This window comes from Lentzea sp. NPDC060358, assembly GCF_042725365.1.
Classification (GTDB): Bacteria; Actinomycetota; Actinomycetes; order Mycobacteriales; family Pseudonocardiaceae; genus Lentzea.
The window spans coordinates 1-21,759 of record NZ_JBHXCW010000065.1 but is presented as its reverse complement, the minus strand read 5'-3'; the positions used below and the strand labels follow the sequence as shown (position 1 = coordinate 21,759).

The following is a 21,759-nucleotide window of genomic DNA, read 5'->3' as shown; positions in this document are numbered from 1 at the left end:
ACCTCACGCCGTTGCGCGCGGCGGCCGGGGGCGTCGTGCTGCTGGGCCTCGCTGTCCCGCAGTTCGCGGGGCGCCGGGCGGCACGAACGGAAGTCCGGCCGGAGCCCCTCGTTCCAGCAGGCCGATGACGGCCTCGGTGTCGAGGTGGTCGGCGACCAGGTCGCCCAGCAGGTCCAACTGGGCCTCGCGGACGGCCTGGAAGCTCACCTCGCCCGGCACGAAGTCGCGGCCGGCGCGGTCGGCCGCCCAGCGCAGGAACCTGCGCCGGAACGCGTCGTTCTCCAGCAGGCCGTGCCAGTGCGTGCCGAGGACGCGGTCGGTCTCCGCGCCCTCGTCGCCGATCAACGGCTTCTCGGCGCTGCGGACGACCTGGCCGTGGTGGATCTCGTACCCGCTCACGGGCTCGCCCCACGCCGTTCCCGACGGTGCCGCCAGGGTCTTGCGCGGCTGGAAGCGGATGTCGACGTCGAGCAGGCCGAGCCCGTCGACCGTGCCGCTGCCGGACTCCACGTCGTCCTCGATCGTCCTCGCCAGCATCTGGAAGCCGCCGCAGATCCCCAGGACCGGGCCGTCGAACCGCTGGACCGCCCGGGCCAGGCCGGTGTCGCGCAACCAGGCGAGGTCGGAGACGGTGGCCTTGGACCCGGGCAGCACCACGAGGTCGGCGTCCGCCAGCCGGGACGGCTCGGTCACGAACCGCACGGAGACACCGGGTTCGCAGGCCAGCGCCTCGACGTCGGTGGCGTTGGAGATGCGCGGCAACCGGACCACGGCGACCCGCAGCCAGTCCCGCACGGGCGGCTGCGGACGGCCGATGACGCCGTCCGCGGTGTAGGACAACGAGTCCTCGGCGTCGAGCCACAGCTCCTCCCGCCACGGCAGCACGCCGAGCACCGGGCGCCCGGTGAGCTGCTCGATCTGGCGGAGCCCCGGTTCGAGCAGGCGCTCGTCGCCGCGGAACTTGTTCACGACGAACCCCGCGACCAGCGCCTGGTCGGCCGCGTCGAGCACCGCGACCGTGCCGAAGAGGTGCGCGAACACACCGCCGCGGTCGATGTCGCCGACCACGAGCACCGGCAGGTCCGCCCGCGTCGCGAGGCCCATGTTCGCGATGTCGTTGGCGCGCAGGTTGATCTCGGCCGGCGAGCCCGCGCCCTCGCAGACGACGACCTCGTGGTCGCGCCGCAACCCGTCCAATGTGGACAGCACGGTCTCGAGCAGGTGCTGCTTGCGTTCGCGGTAGCTCAGCGCGGAGACCTCGCCGACCGCCTGCCCCAGCACGACGACCTGGGACGTGCGGTCGCTGCCCGGCTTGAGCAGCACGGGGTTGAACCGCACGCTCGGCTCCTGGAACGCGGCCCGCGCCTGCACCGCCTGCGCCCGCCCGATCTCGCCGCCGTCGAGTGTGACGAACGAGTTGTTCGACATGTTCTGCGCCTTGAACGGCACGACGTCGACGCCCTGGCGTGCCAGGAAGCGGCACAACCCCGCCACGAGGACGCTCTTGCCCGCGTCCGAGGTCGTCCCGCAGATCAACATCGCACCCCGCATGGACGCCAATGCTGCCATCATCACGGGCATGGTCACCGTCGTGCTGATGCACAGCCCGTTCCTCGGCCCGTCGAGCATGCGCCCGCTCGCCGACGAACTGGCCTCCGGCGGGGTGGCCGTCCTGCTCGTCGACCTGCAGATGACGATCAACACCGCCCCCGTCCACCAGCGCCTGATCGGTGCCTTCGCGGACGCGCTGGACGACGCGGGGGTGGCGGACGACCTGGTCCTGGTGGGCCACAGCGGCGCCGGCCCGCTGCTGCCGTGCTTCGCCGACGCGCTGGAACTGCCCGTCGCGGGCCTGGTGTTCCTCGACTCCGACCTGCCCACCCCCGGCCGGTCGTGGCGCGAGACCGTCGACCCGGCCCTGGTGCGCCAGGTCAAGGCGTCGGTGCGCGACGGCAAGCTGCCGCGCTGGGACCGCTGGTTCCCCGAGGACCCGCTGAAGCTCGTGCCCGCCGGGCTGCGCGAGGAGATGCGCGACGAAGCACCCGAGGTGCCGTGGGAGTTCCTGAAGGAGCAGCGCCCGACCGTCGAGTGGTCCGGCCCCTGCGGCTACGTGCTGCTCTCCCCCGCCTACGACGACGCGGCGGCGCGGGCCGAGGAGCTCGGCTGGCCGGTCGAGCGCGTCGAGTCGCACCACCTGGCAGCCGCGACGTCACCCTCGGCCGTCGCGGCCGCACTGCGGTCGGTGGTCAGCAGACTGTGAGGATCTCCGAACCGGTCTCGGTCACGACGATCGTGTGCTCGAACTGGGCGGTCCAGCTCTTGTCCCGGGTGGTGACGGTCCAGCCGTCGTCCCACATCTCGCCCTCGAAGTCGCCGAGCGTGATCATCGGCTCGATCGTGAACGTCATGCCGGGCTCGAGCACGGTCTTCACCGACGGCTCGTCGTAGTGCAGGACCACGAGTCCGCTGTGGAACGTCCGCCCGATGCCGTGGCCGGTGAAGTCGCGGACCACGCCGTAACCGAACCGCTTCGCGTACGCCTCGATGACGCGCCCGACGACGTTGAGCTCACGGCCGGGCTTCACGGCCTTGATGGCGCGCATGGTCGCCTCGTGCGTGCGCTCGACGAGGAGCTTGTTCTCCTCGGAGACGTTGCCCGCGAGGAACGTGGCGTTCGTGTCGCCGTGCACACCGCCGATGAACGCCGTCACGTCGATGTTCACGATGTCGCCGTCCTCGACGACCGTGGAGTCCGGGATGCCGTGGCAGATGACCTCGTTGAGCGAGGTGCAGCACGACTTCGGGAAGCCCCGGTAGCCCAGCGTCGACGGGTACGCGCCGTTGTCGCACAGGAACTCGTGCGCCACCGCGTCGATCTCGTCCGTCGTCACGCCCGGCACGACGACCTTGCCGGCCTCCTGCAGCGCCTGGGCGGCGAGCCGGCCCGCGACGCGCATGGCCTCGATGATCTCGGGCGGCTGCACCCACGGGTCGGTGCTCTTCTGCGGCGCGGGCCTGTCCACGTACTCGGGACGCACGATGCGCGACGGCACCTGACGACGCGGGGATTGCACACCGGGTTGCAGCACAGCACGAACAGCCATGCTCCCCAGATTAGCCGTCGGCTCCGGGGGCCACGGCCACGAGCCCCACCTCGTCGGCAGCGGCGAGCAGGCGTTTGTCGTAGGCGACGAACGCGTGCAGATCCGCACGCAGGAGGCACGCTGTCGCAAGGTGGATCGCGTCGAGAGTGCGCAGCACGTTCGTCAGCGTGGCGGCCTCGTCCAGCAGGTCGTTCGTGATCGGCACCACGTCGATCGCGGACAGGACCGAACGCGCTCGGTCGCGCAGCGGCTCTCCGCCGTTCATCACGGCGCGCACCACTTCGGTCCGAGCCAGGGCACTGCTGACGACGGGATCGGGGTTCAGCCCCAGCCAACGGCCGAGAGCAGCGCTCTCGGCCTCCGACCGCACCAGTTTCACCAGCGCGGACGAGTCGAGGTAGATCAAAACCTGTCCTCTCGCTGCCACTGCAGCTCTGCCGAGACGTCCACTTCCGACTCGATCGGCGGCGAGGTCAGGATGCCCCGGTCTCCTTCAGCGGGGATGAGCTCCCCGCTGCGGATCAACTTCTCCCGCAGCATCACGTCCCGCGGCGGCGGAACCAGCAAGGCGACCGGCACTCCACGGTCGGTCACCGTGATCGACTCGCCCGCGGCCACGCGACGCAGGTACACGCTGGCGTTCTGCCTCAGTTCGCGCACACCGACAGTCTTCATGTGCTACATGATAGCACATGAAGCCTCGGCCTCAGGCTCCCCGCGGCTCGCCCGGAGCCTCCCGGGGCTGCGGCACCTGCGGCGCGGGCAGCAGCACTCCCGCCCGCACCAGCCGCTCGCGCAGCAACGCCAGATCCCTGTTCTCACCCATCACGGCACCGCCTTGAGGAACCTCGCCGCCACCTCCACGGCCGGCGTCGAAGTCTCCCCGCTGAGGACGAGCGTCGCGAAGGCGATGTCGCCGCGGTAGCCCATGAACCACCCGTGTGAGTGCACGCCGTCACCGAACTGTGCGGTACCAGTCTTGCCGCGCACGTCTCCGTACGGCTTGAGCTGTGGTGCAGTGCCGTAGTCGACGACCTCGCGCATCATCTGGCGCACCGGGTCGAGCGCGGCCGCGGGCGGTGCGGCGGGCTGCTTGTCCACCTTGGTCTCCCGGCCGCGCACCAGCTGCGGCACCGGCATCGAGCCCTTGGCGATCGACGCCCCCACCAGCGCCATGCCGAACGGCGACGCGAGCACCTTGCCCTGGCCGAACGCGTCCTCGGCCCGTTCCACGACGTCGGTCGCGGGCGGCACGGACCCGGTGATCGTCGTCAGGCCCGCGATGTCGAAGTCGACGCCGAGGCCCAGCGACAGCGCGGAGTTCGTCAGCAGGTCGGCCGGCATGTCGACGGCGAGCTGGGCGAACGTGGTGTTGCAGGAGAACGCGAACGCCGACCGCAGCGGGATGGTGCCCTTCTCGAACTCGCTCGAGTTCGGCACGATCCGCCGGCCGTCGATCGTCGTCTTGCCGGGGCACGGCAGCGGGGTGTCGGCGGTGGCCTTGCCCGACTGGATGGCGGCGAGCGCGCTGACGGCCTTCATCGTCGAACCGGGCGGGAAGCGGCCGGTCAGCGCCAGCGCGCCCTGGGCGTCGGCGGGGTCGTTCTGCGCGACGGCGAGGATGTCGCCGGTCGAAGGCTGGATCGCCACCAGGATCGTCGGCTGCTGCACGGGCTCGACGGCGTCCTCGGCGGCGGTCTGGACGGCCCGCGACAGCGCGGTGTTCACGGCCTTGGCGGGCTCGGGCGCCTTCGAGTGCAGCTCCTCGATCTCGGCGCCCTGCGCGTCGACCGTGGTGATGCGGAAGCCCGCGCCGCCCGCGACCTCGTTCTCGACCAGCTTGCGCACGGCCGGCAGCACCTGCGAGCCGAAGTTCCGGCTCGGCGCGAGCAGCGAGGTCTGCGAGCTGAACCGCACCCCCGGCAGCTCGTAGATCTTCGGCTTGACCGCCTGGTAGTCGGGGTCGCGCAGCGCCGCCACCTGGTAGGCCTGGCCCTCCGGCGTCTTGGCGACGCCGTCGGTGATGGTCTGCTGGCTGATGGCCTTGTCGAGCGGGTTCAGCGCGTCGGCGAGCGCCTTCGTGACGGCGCCGACGTCACCGGCCTCCTTCGCCACGAGCAGCACCGACACGACCCGTTCCGGCGCGAGCAACGGCGTGCCGTCGCGGTCGAGCACCGGTGCGGGGTCGGGCTTGAGCTCGGTGAGCTGGACGGACTGCTGCGGCGCGAGCTTGGGGTGCGCCACCGACGTCTGCCAGTGCACCTTCCACGTGTCGCCCTCCTGGCGCACGTCGAACTTCGTCGGGTACGTCCAGTGCCGGTTCTTGCCGAGGTCCCAGTCGAGCGTGACGCTCGCCTCGGACGCCGTCTCCCCGTTCTTGCGGATCTGGTCGACCTTGCTGGTGAGACTCTCGGGCTTGAGCGCTCCCCGGAACTTCTCCAGGGTCTCCTTGGCGTCGTTCGGGTTGTCGGTCATCCCGGCGGCACCCTGCACGTCACCGGACGCGAGCTTCGCCAGGAAGTCGTTGGTGATCTCCGGAGCCCCCGGTTCCGACGCGAACAGCCCGCAGCCGCTCACCGTCACCAGCACCACCGTGATCATCGCGAGTAGGCGCACCCGCGCGAGTATGCCCGTTCAGAAGAGGACCGTGGCGTATTGCCCGACTTGTTCGAACCCGATTTTCCGGTAGGAAGCCTGCGCGACGTGGTTGTAGCTGTTCACGTAGAGGCTCGCTGTGCGGTGCAACACCCTGGTCAGCCGGTCCGCGACCGCCGCGGTGCCCGCCGTGCCGATGCCCGAGCCCCGGCGGTCCGGCCGGACCCAGACGCCCTGGATCTGACCCACCTTGCTGGACATCGCGCCGATCTCGGCCTTGAAGACGACCTCGCCGTTTTCGAACCGGGCGAACGCCCTGCCCGCGGCGATCAGCTCGCTGACCCTGGCCCGGTACCCCGCGCCGCCGTCCTCCGCGCACGGGTCGATGCCGACCTCCTCGATGAACATGCTGATCGCGGCGGGCAGGTAGCGCCCCAGCTCACTGGGCTTGACCTGCCTGACCAGCGGATCCGGCGTGATCTTCGGGCTGGAGCCGATGGCCATCAGCGGCTGGTCCGCCCTGACCTCCCTGGCCGGGCCCCAGTCAGGCTGGAGCTCCTCCCAGAGGGTGAGGACCTGCTCGGCCGGTCCCACGAGGCTGGAGCACATGCGGCCCCTGCGGCGGGCCCGGTCCGCGAACATGCGCATGGCGGCCGGCGAGCCCTTGAGCGGGATCAGGTTCGGGCCCGAGAAGCACAGGCCGTCGACCTTGCCCCGGATCGGCTTGGAGTCGCTGCCCCACATCTCGCCGCCCAGGCGCCACGGGTCCAGGCCGGCCACTTCCACCCTTGCCGCGACCATGCACGCGGCCACGGGGTCCTTGTCGAAGACTCCGCGCACGTCGATCAGGTCGCGCTCGTCGAGCACGCGCGCTCCGGCCAGCCTCAGCACGTCACCTAGCGTGCCAGATCCGGTCGGGAAGTGGCATCAGCCAACTGTGCGGAGAGAGGGTGACGGAGGTTGCGTTTGAGCGTGCCGGGCGTCATTCCGACGGCCTCGGGAAACGGCGAGGGCGCGCCCCCTTCGGGAGCGCGCCCTCACGTGTTCTCGCTTCTCAGCCGACGGTCACCGCGGGGCTCTCGCCCTCCACCGGCTCCATCTCCTCGGCGATGCGCATCGCCTCTTCGATCAGCGTCTCCACGATCTGGTGTTCCGGCACGGTCTTGATGACCTTGCCCTTCACGAAGATCTGGCCCTTGCCGTTGCCGGACGCGACGCCCAGGTCGGCCTCGCGGGCCTCGCCGGGGCCGTTCACGACGCAGCCCATGACCGCCACGCGCAGGGGGACCTCCATGCCCTCCAGACCGGCCGTGACCTGTTCGGCGAGCGTGTAGACGTCCACCTGGGCCCGGCCGCAGGACGGGCAGGAGACGATCTCCAGCTTCCTGGGGCGCAGGTTCAGGGACTGGAGGATCTGGTGGCCGACCTTGATCTCCTCGACCGGCGGGGCGCTCAGCGACACGCGGATCGTGTCGCCGATGCCCTGGCGGAGCAGGGCGCCGAAGGCCACCGCCGACTTGATGGTGCCCTGGAAGGCCGGGCCGGCCTCCGTGACGCCCAGGTGCAGCGGGTAGTCGCACTGCTCGGCCAGCAGTTCGTAGGCGCGGACCATGACCACCGGGTCGTTGTGCTTCACCGAGATCTTGATGTCGTGGAAGTCGTGCTCCGCGAAGAGCGAGGCCTCCCACATCGCGCTCTCGGCCAGGGCCTCCGGGGTGGCCTTGCCGTACTTCTGGAGCAGGCGGGGGTCGAGCGAACCGGCGTTGACGCCGATCCGGATCGGGGTGCCGTGGTCCTTCGCGGCGGCCGCGATCTCCTTCACCTGGTCGTCGAACTTGCGGATGTTGCCCGGGTTGACCCGGACCGCGGCGCAGCCCGCCTCGATGGCGGCGAAGACGTACTTCGGCTGGAAGTGGATGTCGGCGATCACCGGGATCTGGGACTTCCTGGCGATCGCCGGCAGCGCGTCCGCGTCGTCCTGCGAGGGGCAGGCGACGCGGACGATGTCGCAGCCGGCCGCGGTGAGTTCCGCGATCTGCTGCAGCGTCGCGTTGACGTCCGACGTGAGGGTCGTCGTCATCGACTGGACGGAGACGGGGAACTCGCTGCCGACACCGACGTTGCCGACCATCAGCTGCCTGGTCTTGCGGCGGTCCGACAGCACCGGCGGCGGCAGTGCCGGCATTCCGAGCATCACGCCGTCACTCATGGGTTGTGCACCTTTCCGTGGATCACTATTGCAACCTGATCGGGTTGACGATGTCTGCGGTCACGGTCAGCAACGTGATGGCGCCGCCGATGAAGATGACCACGTAGGTGAGGGGCAGCAGGCGCAGGTAGTTGACCGGGGCGCCGGCGGGCTTGCCGCGCAGCTTCCGAATCCAGTCTCGCACCCGTTCGTACAGGTTGACGGCGATGTGACCACCGTCAAGCGGCAGGAGCGGCAGGAGGTTGAACACACCCACGAAGAAGTTCAGGCCCGCGAGCATCAGGATGAAGAACGCCCAGAGGCCCCGCTCCGCCGCGTCACCGCCGAGGCGGGAGGCGCCGACCACGGAGATCGGGGTGTCGAGGTCGCGCTCGCCGCCGCCGATGGCCTTGACCACGGCCGGGATGCGCTCCGGGAAGCGCATGAGGCCCTGCCAGGTGTTCACGAACATCTGACCGGTGAAGCCGACGGCCGCCGGGACCGCCTCGACCGGGCCGTAGGTGAAGGACTGCTGCACGATCACACCGATCGCGCCGACCTCCTTGACCTCGATGCCGCCCTTGCCGTCGGAGATCTGGCGGTTGACCTTGGGCACGTCGACGGTGAGCGCGAGCTCCTTGTCGTCGCGCAGCACCTTGAACTCGTTCGGGCCGCTCAGGTCGCGGGTGACCTTCTGCATGTCCGACCAGGTGGCGATGGGCTTGCCCGCGATCGAGGTGATGCGGTCGCCCGGCTGCAGGCCCGCGCTCTTGGCGGGCGACGGCGCACTGGCGGGACACGGCGCGTCGGTGGGGACGGTGTAGTCCTGCACGCAGTCGGTGATCTGGGCGAGGACCGGTTCGTCCTTGTTGTTCGGCAGGCCGAGCGACATCGCGAGGATCAGCAGGATGATGAAGCCGAGGATGAAGTGCGTGATCGACCCGGCGGACAGCACGACGACGCGCTTCCACACCTTCTGGTTGTAGAAGGCGCGCTTGCGGTCGTCCGGGTGCACGTCCTCGAGGGCCGTCATGCCGGTGATCTCGCAGAAGCCGCCGGCCGGGATCGCCTTCAGGCCGTACTCGGTCTCGCCCTTGCGGAACGAGAAGAGCTTCGGCCCGAAGCCGATGAAGTAGCGGGTGACCTTCATGCCGAAGGCCTTCGCGGTCAGCAGGTGCCCGAACTCGTGCAGCGCGATGGAGAACGCGATGCCGAACGCGAACAGCAGCACCCCGAGGATGTTGACGACGGTGTTCACGGGACGTTCAGTTCCTTCCAACCAGCTCGCGGGCACGTGCGCGTGCCCAGTCCTCGGCGGCCAGCACTTCTGCGACGTCCGCGGGGTCGTTCTGCCACTCACTCGCCTCGCCGAGAACCTGCCCGATGGTGTCCACGATCGACAGGAACGACGTCTTGCCCGCCACGAAGGAGGCGAGTGCCTCCTCGTTCGCGGCGTTGTAGATCGCGGGCAGGCAGCCCGCCGCCCGGCCTGCCTGGCGGGCGAGCTCGATCGCGGGGAACGTGACGCTGTCCACGGGTTCGAACGTCCACGAGGTGGCGGTGTCAAAGGTACAGGCGGGCGCGGCCCCCGCGACGCGGTCCGGCCACCCGAGCCCCAGCGAGATGGGCAGGCGCATGTCCGGGGGCGAGGCCTGGGCCAGCGTCGAGCCGTCCGTGAAGGTCACCATCGAGTGAATGATGGACTGGGGGTGCACGACGACGTCGATGCGGTCGTACGGCACGCCGAACAGCAGGTGCGCCTCGATGAGCTCGAGGCCCTTGTTCACGAGGTTGGCCGAGTTGATGGTGACGACCTGGCCCATCGACCACGTCGGGTGCGCCATCGCCTGCGCGACGGTGATGTCCGCGAGGTCGGCGCGGGTCTTCCCGCGGAACGGCCCGCCGGACGCCGTGAGCACCAGCTTGTGCACCTCGTTCTCGGTGCCGCCGCGCAGGCACTGCGCGAGCGCCGAGTGCTCGGAGTCGACCGGCACGATCTGGTCCGGCTTCGCCGCCTTCAGCACGAGCGGCCCGCCCGCGATGAGCGACTCCTTGTTGGCGAGCGCGAGCGTGGCCCCGGTCTCGAGGGCCTTCAGCGACGGCTCAAGCCCCCTGGACCCGTCCATGCCGTTGAGCACGACGTCCGCGGGCGCCGCCTCGATCAGGTCGACCATGCTGGTCAACGTCCTGACGCCGGGTACCTCGGCGCCGCCGGCCACCGCCACGACGGGGACGTCGAACTCTGCGGCCTGCTCTTTCAGCAGGTCCGGCCGACGCCCGCCCGCGCCGAGCCCCACGACCGTGAAGCGGTCGCGGTTGCGCCGGATGACGTCGAGCGCCTGGGTGCCGATGGAACCGGTCGACCCCAGGATCAGGACAGTGCGTGGAGTACTCATCGCCCCTCATTGTTCCGGAGAGTGCCTGAGAGCCCGGCACAGCCCGCTACTTTGATAACGGAGTGGTTTTGGAGGTGTGAAGTCACCAGATCGAGGGCATTCCGTCTGCGTCAAGCAGATGGAAGGAGACTCTCGGTGGGCATCCTCGGATGGATCGTGCTCGGCCTGCTGGCCGGAGCTATCGCCAAGGCGATCATGCCGGGCAAGGACCCGGGCGGAATCATCATCACGATGCTGATCGGCATCGTGGGCGCGATCCTGGGCGGATTCATCGGATCCGCGCTCTTCGGGACCGATCTGGGTTCGTTCTTCGAGATCCGGACCTGGCTCCTCGCGATCGTCGGATCGTTGATCCTGCTCGGCATCTACCGGCTGGTCACGGGTCGTCGAACGCACGCATAGGTGCTGCAGCCGCTCCAAACGTTTGAGGCCGTTCGGGTATCACCCGAACGGCCTTTGCGTTGTCCGGACTAGGTGGCGATGCCCGCGTCCCGCGCCAGCAGCGCCGCCTGCACCCGGTTGGTCAGCCCCAGCTTCGCGAGCAGCCGCGACACGTACGTCTTCACCGTCGCCTCCGACATGTGCAGCTTCGCGCCGACGTCGGCGTTCGACATCCCCTGCCCGAGCAGCGCCAGCACCTCCACCTCGCGCTCGGTCAGCCCCTCGACGGCCTTCTGCGCCTCCTGCCGCTTCGGCTGGCCCGACGTCGCCACCATGCCGACCACGCGTGACGTGACCATCGGCGAAAGGTAGGCCTCGCCGTTGTTGACCGCGCGCACGGCGCGGAGCAGCTCTTCGGGCGCGGAGTCCTTCAACAGGAAGCCCGCGGCACCGTCGGACAGCGCTTGCACGATGTTCTCGTCCTCGCCGAACGTCGTCAGCATCACGACGCGCACGGACGGGGCGACGACCTTCAGCTCCTTCGCGCACGCCAGGCCGTCCATCCGCGGCATGCGGATGTCGAGCACCGCCACGTCGACTCGGCGTTCGCGGACGATCTGCACTGCCTCTCGGCCGTCGCCCGCCTCCGCCACCAGCTCGATGTCGTCGGCGGTGCCGAGGATTGCCTTGATGCCCGCTCGCATCAGCGGCTCGTCGTCGGCGATGAGCACCCGGATCATTGACCGTTCCTCTGCACGTGGATCTTCTTCTCGACCAGCTTGCCGTCCCGGAAGCAGAAACGCACCACCCTGGTGCCCTTCGCGAGGTACGACTGCTCGTCGGTGATGTGGTAGACGCAGCGCGCCCCGGGCGGTTCCGGGGACGCCTGCGACTTGCGTTCGCCGTCGGCGACCAGGGGTTCGTCGCCGGACGGCAGCAACCTCACCACGTCGGCCTCCGGCTGGCCCACCTGGATCCGGTCCAGGTTCTCCTGCGACACGACCTCCGTCACCGGCTGGGCGCCGAGGAACGTGAAGCCGCCGATGATCACGGCCAGCACCAGGGTCGCGCCCCCGATCGAACCGACGCCCGCCCACTTGCGGATGCCGCGCGGCGACTCGGTCTCGTCCTGCTCGTCCTCCGGCTCGTCCGGCAGCGGGGTCTCCTCGTACGGCAGCACGGCGGCGATCCGGAAACCTCCCGCCGGCAACGCCCCCACGTGCAGGATGCCGCCCGCCAGGCGCACGCGTTCGGTGAGGCCGATCAGGCCCACGCCCGGCGAGCCGCCGACCGAGCCGGTGCGCGACGGGTTGTTGCGCACCTCCACGACCAGCGCGTCCGGCTCGTACTTCACCGTCACCTGCACGGCGGCGCCCGGCGCGTGCTTCGACGCGTTGGTCAGGCCTTCCTGGGCGACGCGATAGGCGGCGTGAGACACACGGGACGGCAACGGGTGCGCTTGCCCACCTCGGACCAGACTGACCAGCACGCCGGCCTTGCGCGCGTCGGCCACCAACGAGTCGATGGACTCCGCGGTCCGTGTCGCCGGGTCGTCGTCGGGACCGTCCTCCGCGCGCAGCACCCCGATGATCGACCGCAGTTCCCCCATGCCGGTCAACGCCGCCGCGCGCAGCACGCCGATCGCCTCGCGCTGCTTCTCCCCCAGCGACGGGTCCATGGCCAGCGCGCCCGCGTGCACGGAGATCAGCGACAGGCGGTGGCCCAGGCTGTCGTGCATGTCCTGGGCGATGCGGCTCCGCTCGCGCAGGCGCACCTGCCGCGACAGCAGCCGGTGCTCGCCCCGCATGCGCGCCTCGCGGTCCCGCATCGCCCGCACGAGCGCCTCGCGCTGGGCGAGGTAGCGGCCGACGAGGAACGGCAGCGCCACGCCCACGCCGAAGATCGTGATCAGGATCAGCATCGCGTAGACGGGGTCGAGGTCGATCGGCCGCGCTTCCCAGTCCCACATCAGGGCCACGACGACGAACGTCAGCGTCGTGGACACGACCGCCCTGCCCCACGACTCGATGCGCCGCCCGGCGGTGTAGCTCAGCACGACCATGAACGCCGGTCCGGCGAACGGGATCGCCGCGCCCGCGATCATCGACGTCGCCGGCAGCACGTGCCGCAGCGGCAGCAGCACCACGTAGGCGGCGACGAAGCCGACGAGCGTCCAGCCCGTCCCGGTCTCCTCCGCCCAGGGCCCCGGCCACAGGTCCAGCAGGATCGCGGCCACGAGGACGAGCAGGTCGCCGACCAGCCGCACGGGCGTCAGCGTCCGGAACCGCGCCAGGGTGCCGGCGAGGAAGGCCCCGCCCCTGGCCCGCACAGCAGTCATCACGCTCTCAAGCTAACGAGACGTCCCATGTCCGCGCGGCACGCTGGAGTATGGAATCCGCAGCGACGAAAGTTGACGGGCACCGCGTCCGGGCTGCTAGACCAGTGCGGGCGGCCGTCCCGCCCGGCGCGCCCGCCACGACACGACCACCACGCCGATGACCAGCACCACCGCCGTCGCCGCCACCATCAGCGTCGACAGCGCGACGATCTCCGGCGAGATGCCGCGCTTCGACGCCTGCGCGTAGACGAACACCGGCAGCGTCGTCGACCCGACGCCCGTCAGGTACGACGAGATCACCACGTCGTCGAACGACAGCAGGAACGCGAACGCCGCGCCCGCCGCCACCGCGGGCGCCACCAGCGGCAGGGTGACCGTGCGGAAGGCGACGAACGGCGACGCGCCGAGGTCCGCGGCGGCCTCCTCCAGCCGCACGTCCATCCCGGACACCCGCGACCGCACGACGACGACCACGAAGCTCAGCGAGAACGCCACGTGCGCGAACAGCAGGGCCCCGAACCCGAGGGGCATCCCGGCGAGCTTCACGAAGAACCCCAGCATCGCCACGCCCATCACGACCTCGGGCACCACCAGCGGCAGCGACAGCAGCACCGTCCACAGGCCGCGGCCGGGGAACGCGCGCCGCAGCCCGAACGCCGCGAGCGTCCCGACTACCGTGGAGATCGCCGCCGACGCCAGCGCGAGCTCGAGCGTCAGCCGCAGCGAGGCGAAGACCCGCGAGTCGTCCGCGAGCTCCGCGTACCACTGCAGCGAGAACCCGCTGATCCGCGACAACGACCGCGACGAGTTGAACGACGCGACGGCCAGCCACGCGATCGGCGCGTACAGGAACAGGAACACCAGCACCACGACGGCGCCGAGCGCCCACGGACGGCGGTTCACAGCACGTCCTCCCCGCGCCGCCCGCGCAGCGCGAGCACCAGGACCACCAGCACGAGCAGCAGCACGGCCATCGCCGAGCCCAGCGGCCAGTTGTTGCCGCCGCGGAACTGGTCGTCGATCACCGACCCGAACGTCGACTGCCCGACCCCGCCGAGCAGCTTCGGCGTCACGAAGTCGCCCGCCGCGGGCACCAGCACGAGCAGCGACCCGGCCATGACGCCGGTCGTCACGCCCGGCAGCACGATGCGGAAGAACGTCGACACGCGCCCGTGCCCCAGGTCGTGCGACGCCTCCACCAGCCGGAAGTCGAACCGCTCGCACGCCACGTACAGCGGCAGCACCATGAACGGCAGGAACCCGTACGTCAGGCCGAGCACCACCGCGCCGTGCGTGAGCAGGAACCCTCCGTCGCGCCCGAGTCCGACCCAGCCGAGCACCGTGTTGACCAGGCCCTCGCCGTCGAGCAGCGCCTTCCACGCGTAGATCCGCGCGAGGTAGCTCGACCAGAACGGGATCAGCACCGCCGCGAGCAGCGCCGTGCGGTACCGGCCGCCGTGGCGGGCGATGAACCACGCCAGCGGGAACCCGAGCAGCAGGCACGCGGCCGTCGTGGCCGCCGCGTAGGCCAGGGTCCGCCCGAAGATCGGCAGGAACGCCGGGTCGAGCGCCGTCAGGTACGCCTGCGCCGTCCACGGCAGCACCGCCCGCGCCACGCCCGTGTTCCGCGTCGCGAAGCTGAACTCGACGACCACGGCGAGCGGCGCGATCAGGAAGAACCCGAGCCAGATCCCGGCAGGGGCGAGGAGGCCGTGGGCCTTCAGCCAGCGTCGGAGCACGAGAGGTCATCCTGCCACGTGAACATTGCTGTACCGTTGTGAACATGAGTGTTCACCTGCTGAAGACGGCGACGTCGGTCCTGCTCAAGGACCCGACGGCCTCGCTGGGCGACGTCGCGCGCGCCGCCGGTGTCGGCAGGACCACACTCCACAAGCGCTACCCGACCAGGGCCGACCTGGTCCGCGCGGTCGCGAGCGAGGCGCTCGACCTCGTCGACGAGGCCATCTCCACCGTCGACCTCACCTCCGACGACGCGGTCGACCAGCTCATCGCGAAGCTCGTGCCGTTGGGACCGCGCGTGGAGTTCCTGCTGCGGTTCCCGAACCTGCAGGACGACGAGCGCCTGAGCACGCGGCTCAACACCATGGACCAGCCGGTGATCGACCTGATCTCCCGGTTGCAGGGCACACGGCTGCGTGCCGACCTGCCCGCGTGGTGGATCACGCAGATCCTCTACGCCGGCGTCTACAGCGCCTGGGAGGGCATCGCCGCCGGGCGGCTCGCGCCCCTCGACGCTCCCCGGCTCGTGCTGACCACGTTCTACCGAGGGGTGAGCGATGCTGGAACAGCTGACCGGTCATGAAGACCCGCACCCGATCTACGAACGGCTGCGCGCGCACGGCCCGCTCACGCGCGACGGGGGCATCTGGGTCACGACGAGCCACCCGCTCGCCAACAGGATCCTGCGCGACCGGCGGTTCGGCGTCCACCCCGCCGACGGCGCCCACGCGTCCGGCGGCAGCCTGCTGCCCGAGTCGTTCCTGGAGCAGGATCCGCCCGACCACACCCGGCTGCGCCGGCTCGCCACGCCCGCGTTCAGCCCGAAGAAGATCGACGAGTACCGGGCGCGCGTCGAGAAGGTCGCCGACGCGCTGCTCGCGGGCAGGGACGAGTTCGACCTGATCGCCGACTTCGCGGCACCGCTGCCGATCTCGGTGATCAGCGACCTGCTGGGCATCCCCGACGAGGACACGGCGGAGTTCGCCGACTACGGCGCGCTGGTCGCCGCGTCGTTCGACTCGGGCGTCACGCCGGAGATGGCTCAGGCCAACGACAAGGTGCTCGCGCTGTTCGACCGGCTCATCTCGCAGCGCCGCAAGACGCCCGGCGACGACGTGATCAGCTCGCTGGTCGCGGCCGAGGCGGAGCGCCGGCTCACCCCCCGGGAGATGCTCGGCACGCTGGTGCTGCTGCTGGTCGCGGGCTTCGAGACCACGGTCAACCTCATCGGCAACGGCGTCCGCGCCCTGCTCGACCACCCCGCGCAGTGGACGCTCTTCCAGGCGAACCCCGGCCTCGCGCCCGCGGTGGTCGAGGAGACGCTGCGGTGGGCCTCGCCGGTGCAGCTGACCAGCCGGATCGCGCACGAGCGGGTCGACGAGATCGGCGCGGACGAGTGGGTGACCGTGCTGATCGGCGCGGCGAACCGCGACCCGCAGGTCTACCCGGAACCGCACCGGTTCGACGTCATGCGGGTGCACAAGCCGGAGCACCTCGCGTTCTCCAGCGGCATCCACTACTGCCTGGGCGCGACGCTCGCACGCATGGAGGGCGACGTGGCGTTGCGCGCGCTGGCCCGCCATCTGCCGCGGCTGAGGCAGGCCGGTCCCGCGGCGTTCCGCGACTCGGTGGTGATCCGGGGGATGAGGAGTTTCCCGGTCAGCCGGTCTTGACCTTCGTCCAGGCGTCGGCGTAGAGCGCTTCCGCGACTTCGCCGAGGTCCTTGGTGAACGGGAGCTTCGCCAGCTGCTCGGCCGGCGGGTAGACCACCGGGTCGTCCAGCAGCTCCTTGTCGATCAACGGTTTCGCGGCGGCGTTGGGGCTGCCGTACCGGACGGCGTTGGACAGCGCCGCACCCGTCTCCGCGCCGAGGACGAAGTCCATGAACCGGTGCGCGTTCGCGGCGTGCGGCGCGTCCTTCGGGATGACGAGCAGGTCCACGTAGGACAGTCCGCCCTCGGCGGGGATCGCGTAGCCGATGTCGTCGTTGGTGGCGCGCGCCTGGAAGGCGTCGCCGGAGTACGACTGCGCGAGCCGCACCTGCCCGGACGTGAGCGGTTCGATCACGTCGGAGTTGATCTGGCCGAGCTTCTTCTTCAACGACAGCAGGAAGTTCGCCGCGTCGTCGATCTGCCGCGCGTCGGTGGTGTTCGGGTCGTGGCCGAGCCCGAGCAGCCCGACCGCCATGCCGTCGCGGGCCTCGTCGAGGATCGAGCTGCGGCCCCGCGCGTTCGGCAGGTCGAAGGCGTCGAAGCCGGTGACCTCGCCGCCGATCTGCGACTTCGAGTACGCGAGCCCGGTCGTGCCCCACGCCCACGGCACGGAGTACCGGTTGCCGGGGTCGTACTCGGCCTCGGCGAACCGCTGCTCCAGGTTGCGCAGGTTCGGGATCGCGTCGTGGTCGAGCGGTTGCAGCAGGCCCGACCGCAGGAACCGGCGCAGGAAGTTGTCGCTGGGCACCACCAGGTCGTAGCCGGCCTGCCCGGACGCGATCTTGGCTTCCATCTCGTCGTTGGTGGAGAAGTTGTCGTAGGTGACCTCGATGCCGCTGACCGCGGTGAAGCCCGGCAGCGTCTCCGGCGCGATGTAGTCGGTCCAGTTGTAGAAGTTGAGCTTCGGCTCGTCGAGGAGGTTCGCGGCCCTGGCGGCGCTCGTGCCGCCGGAGTTCGCGGGTGCCGGGCCGACCGCGCACGCGGCGAGCGCGAAGAACGCCATCGACCCCAGCATCGTGCGCCGGGTCACCCGCGGGCTGTCGACGTCCCACAGCCGGGCGATCCGGACCCGCTCAGCCATCCGCCCGCTCCAGCAGCACGGTGAACTCGGGGTCCCACGCCATCCGCACGGCCTGACCGGGCGCGCCCGCGTCGTCGATGCGCCGCGCGTTCTGCACGAACGCCGACAGCACGCCACCGGGGGTGCCGACGACGAACTGCGTGGAGACGCCCGTGTAGACGACGTCCTGGACCACACCTCGCAGCACGCACCAGCCCGCCGGCGGTTCGGCGGTCTCGTCGAACAGGTGCACCTTCTCCGGGCGCACGGTCGCGGAGACCTTCTGCCCGTGCGTGACGCTGCCCTGGAACTTGGCGCGCAGGTTCGCGGCACCGGGGGCGGCCAGCGCGGCGAACTCACCGTCCACACCGGACACCTCGGCGTCGAGGATGTTGGACGTGCCGATGAAGCCCGCGACGAACCGGGTCGCGGGCCGTTCGTAGACGTCCTCGGGATACCCGACCTGCTCGATCCTGCCCGCGTTCATGACCGCGATGCGGTGCGAGAGGACCAGCGCTTCCTCCTGGTCGTGCGTGACGTACAGGAACGTCGTGCCGACCTCGCGCTGGATGCGCATCAGCTCGATCTGCAGTTCCTTGCGCAGCTTGGCGTCGAGCGCGCCGAGCGGTTCGTCGAGCAGCAGCAACCGCGGCCCGGCGGCGAGCGCACGGGCGATGGCGACACGTTGCTGCTGGCCACCGGAGAGCTGTGCGGGCCTGCGCCGGGCGAACTGCGACAACCGCACCAGGTCGAGGTGCTCGCCGACGCGCTTCTTCAGCTCGGCGCCGCGGACCTTCTTGCGCTTGAGGCCGTACGCGACGTTGTCCCACACCGACATGTGCGGGAACAGCGCGTACGACTGGAAGACGGTGTTGACGTCCCGCCGGTGCGCGGGGACGCCCACCATGTCGGTGCCGTCGAGCTCGATGCGGCCCTCGTCCGGATCGGCGAACCCGGCGATCATGCGCAGGACCGTGGTCTTGCCGCAGCCGGACGGGCCGAGCACCGAGAAGAACTCGCCCTCGTGGACGTTCAGCGAGACCCCGTCGACCGCCACCTGGTCGGCGAAGCTCTTGCGCACCCCGTGCAGACCGATCTCGACGGGGGCGAACGTGTCCGGCGCGGACGCCTCTGCTGGGGAGAAGCCGGTCAAGTCGAGGAGCCTTCGCGAGGTCGGACGGGTGGGCCGCGCCGAGCCTAGACCGGCACGGCCCCGCCCGTCAGTCGTGCGCGCGCGACCTCACACATCCGCCCACGCCCACATGTGCGACGATGACCTCGTAATCCGGATGAGCAGTGGAGGAAACCGTGGCTACGTCCTCGGAACTGGACAAGCGTCCTGCCGTCGACCCTCACGAGGAGCCGTCGGCCGACTGGGGCTGGCACGGCACGCTGCCCAAGGGCACCCGCATCGCGGGCTGGCTGTCCGCGGTCTTCTGCTTCCTGATGCTGATCGGCAACCACCACGGTCAGACCGAGAACATCTTCCTCGTCGCCACCGGTGTCGCGATCATCGCGATGCTCCTGTGGGACGCCGCCCGTCGCAAGACGTCCTGGCGCCGCTAGACCTCGAGCACGATCTTGCCCTGGGTGCGACCCGTCTCGCCCAGGGCATGCGCTTTTCCGGCGTCCTCCAGCGGGAACGTGGCGTCGACGTGCACCTTGAGCTGTCCGCCCTCGACCAGCGCGGTGATGGCCTCGAGCCCCGCGCGGTCCGGCTCCACGAGGATCGGGCTCGTCCGGATGTCCTCGCGCACCGGCCTGTCCACTCCGGACGGCACGCCGACGAACAGCCCGCCGGAACGCACGGACGCCGGTGAGGCGCCGCCGACCAGGTCGACGAACACGTCGATGTCGTTCCCCTCGTACTCGCCCTTCGTGTAGTCGACCACCTCGTCGACACCGAGGTCCCTCAGGAACGCGTGCTTGGCCTCCCGGGCGGTGCCGACGACGTGCGCGCCGAGCGCCTTCGCGATCTGCACCGCGAAGTGGCCGACCCCTCCGGCCGCCGCCGTGACCAGCACCTTCTGCCCCGGCTGCACGTCCGCGGTGTCCTTGAGCACCTGCCACGCGGTGAGCGCGGCCAGCGGCAGCGCGGCCGCCTCGACGTGGGTGATGCCCTGCGGCTTCCGCGCGAAGTGGCGGGACGGCGCGGTGACGTACTCGGCGTAGGCGCCGGCGGCGTGCGGGAAGCGCGGCATGCCGTAGACCTCGTCGCCGGGCTTGAGCGTCGTCACACCGAAGCCGACCTCCTCGACGACGCCGGAGACGTCCCAGCCGAGGACGAGCGGGAAGCTCTGCAGCCCGGCCATGCCACTGCCCGCGCGGGTCTTCCAGTCGACCGGGTTGATGCCGGCCGCGTGCACCCTGACCAGCACCTCCGTGGGAATCGGGGCAGGCTTGGGCGCGTCGGTGAGGGTGAGGACTTCGTGTCCGCCGAACTCGTTCTGGGTGATCGCTCGCATGTGCACAAGCTTGGGAGATCTGGTCGCTTTCCGCAATCAGGCACTGTTTTGTGCACTAGGTACCTGGTAGAAACTAGTCGTGATCAGGGACGTTTACCTCAAGATGTGCCCGTGCCGCGACCTGCTGGACATGGTCGCCTCGAAGTGGACGGCGCTGGCGATCGGCGACCTCGAGGACGGACCCAAGCGGTTCGGCGAGCTGAAGCGCCGGCTGGACGGCATCAGCCAGAAGATGCTCACCCAGACGCTGCGCACTCTGGAACGCGACGGACTCGTCACGCGCACGGTCTACCCCTCGGTGCCGTTGCGCGTCGAGTACGAGCTGACCGAACTGGGCCGCAGCGTCACCGAACCGCTGGCGGCGCTGCGGTTGTGGGCGCAGAAGAACTACGAGGCCGTCGCCGAGGCCCGCGAGACGTTCGACACCTCGTCGCCCGTGGGGCTGGAGCCAGTCAACTGACGCGCTCGCCGGGAGACCTGTCCGGTTCTGTCCGCTGACAGTGCGTGCCTCGTTCGCTACCGTTCGAGATGGTCTAGACCGCTAACCCTGCCTCTCGCTGTGAAGGCGGTCTCTCATGTCCTTAGGCGTGTTGTTGGCGGCTTTGACCCTGTTCAGCCCGATCGTGGACGACCTCCCGGACGAGTTCCGGCAGCCCTCGCCGGCCGACGTCTCCATCCAGTCCGTCGTGTGCGACGGCGACGGCGTGAGCGGTAAGCGCGTCCAGGCCGTGTACGTGCGCGGCGACCAGTCGGCGGACCGGTACTCCCAGCTCGTGGGCCAGTTCCAGACGTTCGCCGACCAGATCGACAACTCCTTCGTCGAGGCGGCCTCGCGGCTGGGCGGCGGCGTCCGGCACGTGCGCTTCGTGACCGACTCGTCGTGCCGCGCGAAGGTGGACAACGTTGTCGTGCCGCAGTCGGCGATGTCCTCCCCCTCCGCCGTCGCGGACCAGCTCGCGGCACGCGGCTACAACCGCACCGACCGCAAGTACCTGTTCTGGCACGACTCCGGCGGCTGCGGCGTGGCCTGGGGAGCGCCGGGCGACGACCGCCCTGGCTCCGACAACGGCTACAACTCGGGACCGTCCTACGCCGCGGTCGGCACGGGGTGCTGGACGTGGCAGGCGAGCGGCCACGAGCTGCTGCACACGCTGGGCGCGGTGCAGCGGTCCGCGCCGCACTCCTCGCAGTTCGGCCACTGCTGGGACGACGAGGACATCATGTGCTACGACGACGGCGGCCTCCCGAACCCGCCCGGTGGCCTGGTGAAGGTGTGCCCCGGAGCGCCGGAGAACCAGATCGACTGCAAGGGCGACGACTACTTCCACACCAGCCCCGCCGCCGGCTCGTACCTCGCGACGCACTGGAACGTGGCGCGCAGCCAGTTCCTGACCTCGTCCGGCAGCGGCGGCGCGATCGTCGGCATCGGCGGCAAGTGCGTCGACATCAGCAACTCCGGCACCGCCGACGGCACCGCGATCCAGCTCTGGACCTGCAACAGCAGCGGCGCACAGCAGTGGACCCGCAACGGGGACACGCTGCGCGCCCTGGGCAAGTGCATGGACGTGTCCAACTCGGGCACGGCCGACGGCACCGTCGTGCAGCTGTGGGTCTGCAACGGCACGGGCGCCCAGGTGTGGACGCGCTCCGGCAACACGCTGCGCAACCCGCAGTCCGGCAAGTGCCTCGACCCGACCGGCGGCTCGTCCGCCGACGGCACGAGGCTCGTGATCTGGTCCTGCAACGGTGCCGCGAGCCAGAACTGGACCCTCTGAGCGAC

23 protein-coding genes are annotated in these 21,759 nt (G+C 70.3%); 7 read left to right on the top strand and 16 right to left on the bottom strand.

What is annotated here, in order from left to right:
• Window positions 1-3: 3 nt before the first annotated feature.
• Window positions 4-1,551: a cobyric acid synthase gene (locus tag ACFWGZ_RS16470; protein WP_382452358.1), complete on the bottom strand. Its 1,548-nt coding sequence runs from the start codon at window positions 1,549-1,551 to the stop codon at window positions 4-6.
• Between ACFWGZ_RS16470 and ACFWGZ_RS16465 the strand changes: the two genes are divergently transcribed.
• Window positions 1,550-2,260 carry an alpha/beta fold hydrolase gene (locus ACFWGZ_RS16465; RefSeq protein ID WP_382452344.1) on the top strand — a complete coding sequence of 237 codons (711 nt, stop codon included), beginning with the start codon at window positions 1,550-1,552 and terminating at the stop codon, window positions 2,258-2,260. The two genes, ACFWGZ_RS16470 and ACFWGZ_RS16465, sit on opposite strands and share 2 nt — an antisense overlap.
• Here the strand turns inward: ACFWGZ_RS16465 and map are convergent.
• The 8 genes from map to dxr all read right to left on the bottom strand — a co-directional run bounded on the left by map (window position 2,247) and on the right by dxr (window position 10,283).
• Window positions 2,247-3,104 (bottom strand): type I methionyl aminopeptidase, encoded by an 858-nt coding sequence (gene map, locus ACFWGZ_RS16460; protein WP_382452343.1) that lies wholly within the window; start codon window positions 3,102-3,104, stop codon window positions 2,247-2,249. The two genes, ACFWGZ_RS16465 and map, sit on opposite strands and share 14 nt — an antisense overlap.
• A gap of 10 nt (window positions 3,105-3,114) precedes the next feature.
• Window positions 3,115-3,510, bottom strand: a complete 396-nt coding sequence (locus ACFWGZ_RS16455) for a type II toxin-antitoxin system VapC family toxin (protein WP_382452342.1) — start codon at window positions 3,508-3,510, stop codon at window positions 3,115-3,117.
• Window positions 3,507-3,779 (bottom strand): type II toxin-antitoxin system Phd/YefM family antitoxin, encoded by a 273-nt coding sequence (locus ACFWGZ_RS16450; protein WP_382452341.1) that lies wholly within the window; start codon window positions 3,777-3,779, stop codon window positions 3,507-3,509. The genes ACFWGZ_RS16455 and ACFWGZ_RS16450 overlap by 4 nt, the downstream gene beginning before the upstream one ends.
• Before the next feature lie 150 nt (window positions 3,780-3,929).
• A complete protein-coding gene (locus ACFWGZ_RS16445) occupies window positions 3,930-5,720 on the bottom strand; it encodes a penicillin-binding transpeptidase domain-containing protein (protein WP_382452340.1) in 1,791 nt (596 codons plus the stop codon).
• A gap of 18 nt (window positions 5,721-5,738) precedes the next feature.
• Complete coding sequence (locus ACFWGZ_RS16440) at window positions 5,739-6,590, bottom strand: GNAT family N-acetyltransferase (RefSeq protein WP_382452339.1); 852 nt, start codon at window positions 6,588-6,590, stop codon at window positions 5,739-5,741.
• 163 nt (window positions 6,591-6,753) lie between these two features.
• Window positions 6,754-7,884 (bottom strand): flavodoxin-dependent (E)-4-hydroxy-3-methylbut-2-enyl-diphosphate synthase, encoded by a 1,131-nt coding sequence (ispG, locus tag ACFWGZ_RS16435; protein WP_382452357.1) that lies wholly within the window; start codon window positions 7,882-7,884, stop codon window positions 6,754-6,756.
• 49 nt (window positions 7,885-7,933) lie between these two features.
• Window positions 7,934-9,145, bottom strand: coding sequence for a M50 family metallopeptidase (locus tag ACFWGZ_RS16430; protein ID WP_382452338.1), 1,212 nt, complete (start codon window positions 9,143-9,145; stop codon window positions 7,934-7,936).
• A gap of 7 nt (window positions 9,146-9,152) precedes the next feature.
• Window positions 9,153-10,283 carry a 1-deoxy-D-xylulose-5-phosphate reductoisomerase gene (dxr, locus tag ACFWGZ_RS16425; RefSeq protein WP_382452337.1) on the bottom strand — a complete coding sequence of 377 codons (1,131 nt, stop codon included), beginning with the start codon at window positions 10,281-10,283 and terminating at the stop codon, window positions 9,153-9,155.
• Between the two features lie 135 nt (window positions 10,284-10,418).
• Between dxr and ACFWGZ_RS16420 the strand changes: the two genes are divergently transcribed.
• The gene (locus ACFWGZ_RS16420; RefSeq protein WP_382411254.1) at window positions 10,419-10,685 is read left to right on the top strand and encodes a GlsB/YeaQ/YmgE family stress response membrane protein; all 267 of its coding nucleotides are present in this window, start codon (window positions 10,419-10,421) and stop codon (window positions 10,683-10,685) included.
• 68 nt (window positions 10,686-10,753) lie between these two features.
• On the opposite strand, the gene ACFWGZ_RS16415 is transcribed toward ACFWGZ_RS16420, so the two are convergent.
• The 4 genes from ACFWGZ_RS16415 to ACFWGZ_RS16400 all read right to left on the bottom strand — a co-directional run bounded on the left by ACFWGZ_RS16415 (window position 10,754) and on the right by ACFWGZ_RS16400 (window position 14,741).
• A complete protein-coding gene (locus tag ACFWGZ_RS16415) occupies window positions 10,754-11,404 on the bottom strand; it encodes a response regulator (protein ID WP_382452336.1) in 651 nt (216 codons plus the stop codon).
• Window positions 11,401-13,002, bottom strand: a complete 1,602-nt coding sequence (locus ACFWGZ_RS16410) for a sensor histidine kinase (protein WP_382452356.1) — start codon at window positions 13,000-13,002, stop codon at window positions 11,401-11,403. The genes ACFWGZ_RS16415 and ACFWGZ_RS16410 overlap by 4 nt, the downstream gene beginning before the upstream one ends.
• Before the next feature lie 96 nt (window positions 13,003-13,098).
• The gene (locus ACFWGZ_RS16405; RefSeq protein ID WP_382452335.1) at window positions 13,099-13,905 is read right to left on the bottom strand and encodes an ABC transporter permease; all 807 of its coding nucleotides are present in this window, start codon (window positions 13,903-13,905) and stop codon (window positions 13,099-13,101) included.
• Complete coding sequence (locus ACFWGZ_RS16400; RefSeq protein WP_382452334.1) at window positions 13,902-14,741, bottom strand: ABC transporter permease; 840 nt, start codon at window positions 14,739-14,741, stop codon at window positions 13,902-13,904. The genes ACFWGZ_RS16405 and ACFWGZ_RS16400 overlap by 4 nt, the downstream gene beginning before the upstream one ends.
• Before the next feature lie 44 nt (window positions 14,742-14,785).
• Between ACFWGZ_RS16400 and ACFWGZ_RS16395 the strand changes: the two genes are divergently transcribed.
• A complete protein-coding gene (locus ACFWGZ_RS16395) occupies window positions 14,786-15,325 on the top strand; it encodes a TetR/AcrR family transcriptional regulator (protein WP_382452333.1) in 540 nt (179 codons plus the stop codon).
• Entirely contained in the window at window positions 15,300-16,415 is a 1,116-nt protein-coding gene (locus ACFWGZ_RS16390) for a cytochrome P450 (RefSeq protein ID WP_382452332.1), read from the top strand. The genes ACFWGZ_RS16395 and ACFWGZ_RS16390 overlap by 26 nt, the downstream gene beginning before the upstream one ends.
• On the opposite strand, the gene ACFWGZ_RS16385 is transcribed toward ACFWGZ_RS16390, so the two are convergent.
• Window positions 16,402-17,535, bottom strand: coding sequence for a spermidine/putrescine ABC transporter substrate-binding protein (locus tag ACFWGZ_RS16385; RefSeq protein ID WP_382452331.1), 1,134 nt, complete (start codon window positions 17,533-17,535; stop codon window positions 16,402-16,404). The genes ACFWGZ_RS16390 and ACFWGZ_RS16385 overlap by 14 nt on opposite strands.
• Window positions 17,528-18,667, bottom strand: a complete 1,140-nt coding sequence (locus ACFWGZ_RS16380) for an ABC transporter ATP-binding protein (protein ID WP_382452330.1) — start codon at window positions 18,665-18,667, stop codon at window positions 17,528-17,530. The genes ACFWGZ_RS16385 and ACFWGZ_RS16380 overlap by 8 nt, the downstream gene beginning before the upstream one ends.
• 155 nt (window positions 18,668-18,822) lie before the next feature.
• Here ACFWGZ_RS16380 and ACFWGZ_RS16375 point away from each other — a divergent pair, with 155 nt between their 5' ends.
• Entirely contained in the window at window positions 18,823-19,080 is a 258-nt protein-coding gene (locus tag ACFWGZ_RS16375) for a DUF2631 domain-containing protein (protein WP_330854824.1), read from the top strand.
• Here the strand turns inward: ACFWGZ_RS16375 and ACFWGZ_RS16370 are convergent.
• Window positions 19,077-19,979: an NADP-dependent oxidoreductase gene (locus tag ACFWGZ_RS16370; protein ID WP_382452329.1), complete on the bottom strand. Its 903-nt coding sequence runs from the start codon at window positions 19,977-19,979 to the stop codon at window positions 19,077-19,079. The two genes, ACFWGZ_RS16375 and ACFWGZ_RS16370, sit on opposite strands and share 4 nt — an antisense overlap.
• Before the next feature lie 103 nt (window positions 19,980-20,082).
• Between ACFWGZ_RS16370 and ACFWGZ_RS16365 the strand changes: the two genes are divergently transcribed.
• Both ACFWGZ_RS16365 and ACFWGZ_RS16360 read left to right on the top strand, forming a co-directional pair.
• A complete protein-coding gene (locus ACFWGZ_RS16365; protein WP_382452355.1) occupies window positions 20,083-20,439 on the top strand; it encodes a winged helix-turn-helix transcriptional regulator in 357 nt (118 codons plus the stop codon).
• A 133-nt stretch (window positions 20,440-20,572) separates the two neighbouring features.
• Complete coding sequence (locus ACFWGZ_RS16360; protein ID WP_382452328.1) at window positions 20,573-21,754, top strand: ricin-type beta-trefoil lectin domain protein; 1,182 nt, start codon at window positions 20,573-20,575, stop codon at window positions 21,752-21,754.
• Window positions 21,755-21,759 lie beyond the last annotated feature (5 nt).

Bases quoted from the DNA above. Each gene is read 5' to 3' on its own strand.
- map (WP_382452343.1), bottom strand. From the start codon at position 3,104: ATGGCTGTTCGTGCTGTGCTGCAACCCGGTGTGCAATCCCCGCGTCGT.
- ACFWGZ_RS16410 (WP_382452356.1), bottom strand. From the start codon at position 13,002: ATGACTGCTGTGCGGGCCAGGGGCGGGGCCTTCCTCGCCGGCACCCTG.
- ACFWGZ_RS16465 (WP_382452344.1), top strand. From the start codon at position 1,550: ATGGACGCCAATGCTGCCATCATCACGGGCATGGTCACCGTCGTGCTG.
- ACFWGZ_RS16450 (WP_382452341.1), bottom strand. From the start codon at position 3,779: ATGAAGACTGTCGGTGTGCGCGAACTGAGGCAGAACGCCAGCGTGTAC.
- ispG (WP_382452357.1), bottom strand. From the start codon at position 7,884: ATGCCGGCACTGCCGCCGCCGGTGCTGTCGGACCGCCGCAAGACCAGG.
- ACFWGZ_RS16385 (WP_382452331.1), bottom strand. From the start codon at position 17,535: ATGGCTGAGCGGGTCCGGATCGCCCGGCTGTGGGACGTCGACAGCCCG.
- ACFWGZ_RS16470 (WP_382452358.1), bottom strand. From the start codon at position 1,551: ATGCGGGGTGCGATGTTGATCTGCGGGACGACCTCGGACGCGGGCAAG.
- ACFWGZ_RS16415 (WP_382452336.1), bottom strand. From the start codon at position 11,404: ATGATCCGGGTGCTCATCGCCGACGACGAGCCGCTGATGCGAGCGGGC.
- ACFWGZ_RS16390 (WP_382452332.1), top strand. From the start codon at position 15,300: ATGCTGGAACAGCTGACCGGTCATGAAGACCCGCACCCGATCTACGAA.
- ACFWGZ_RS16395 (WP_382452333.1), top strand. From the start codon at position 14,786: ATGAGTGTTCACCTGCTGAAGACGGCGACGTCGGTCCTGCTCAAGGAC.
- dxr (WP_382452337.1), bottom strand. From the start codon at position 10,283: ATGAGTACTCCACGCACTGTCCTGATCCTGGGGTCGACCGGTTCCATC.
- ACFWGZ_RS16365 (WP_382452355.1), top strand. From the start codon at position 20,083: ATGTGCCCGTGCCGCGACCTGCTGGACATGGTCGCCTCGAAGTGGACG.
- ACFWGZ_RS16370 (WP_382452329.1), bottom strand. From the start codon at position 19,979: ATGCGAGCGATCACCCAGAACGAGTTCGGCGGACACGAAGTCCTCACC.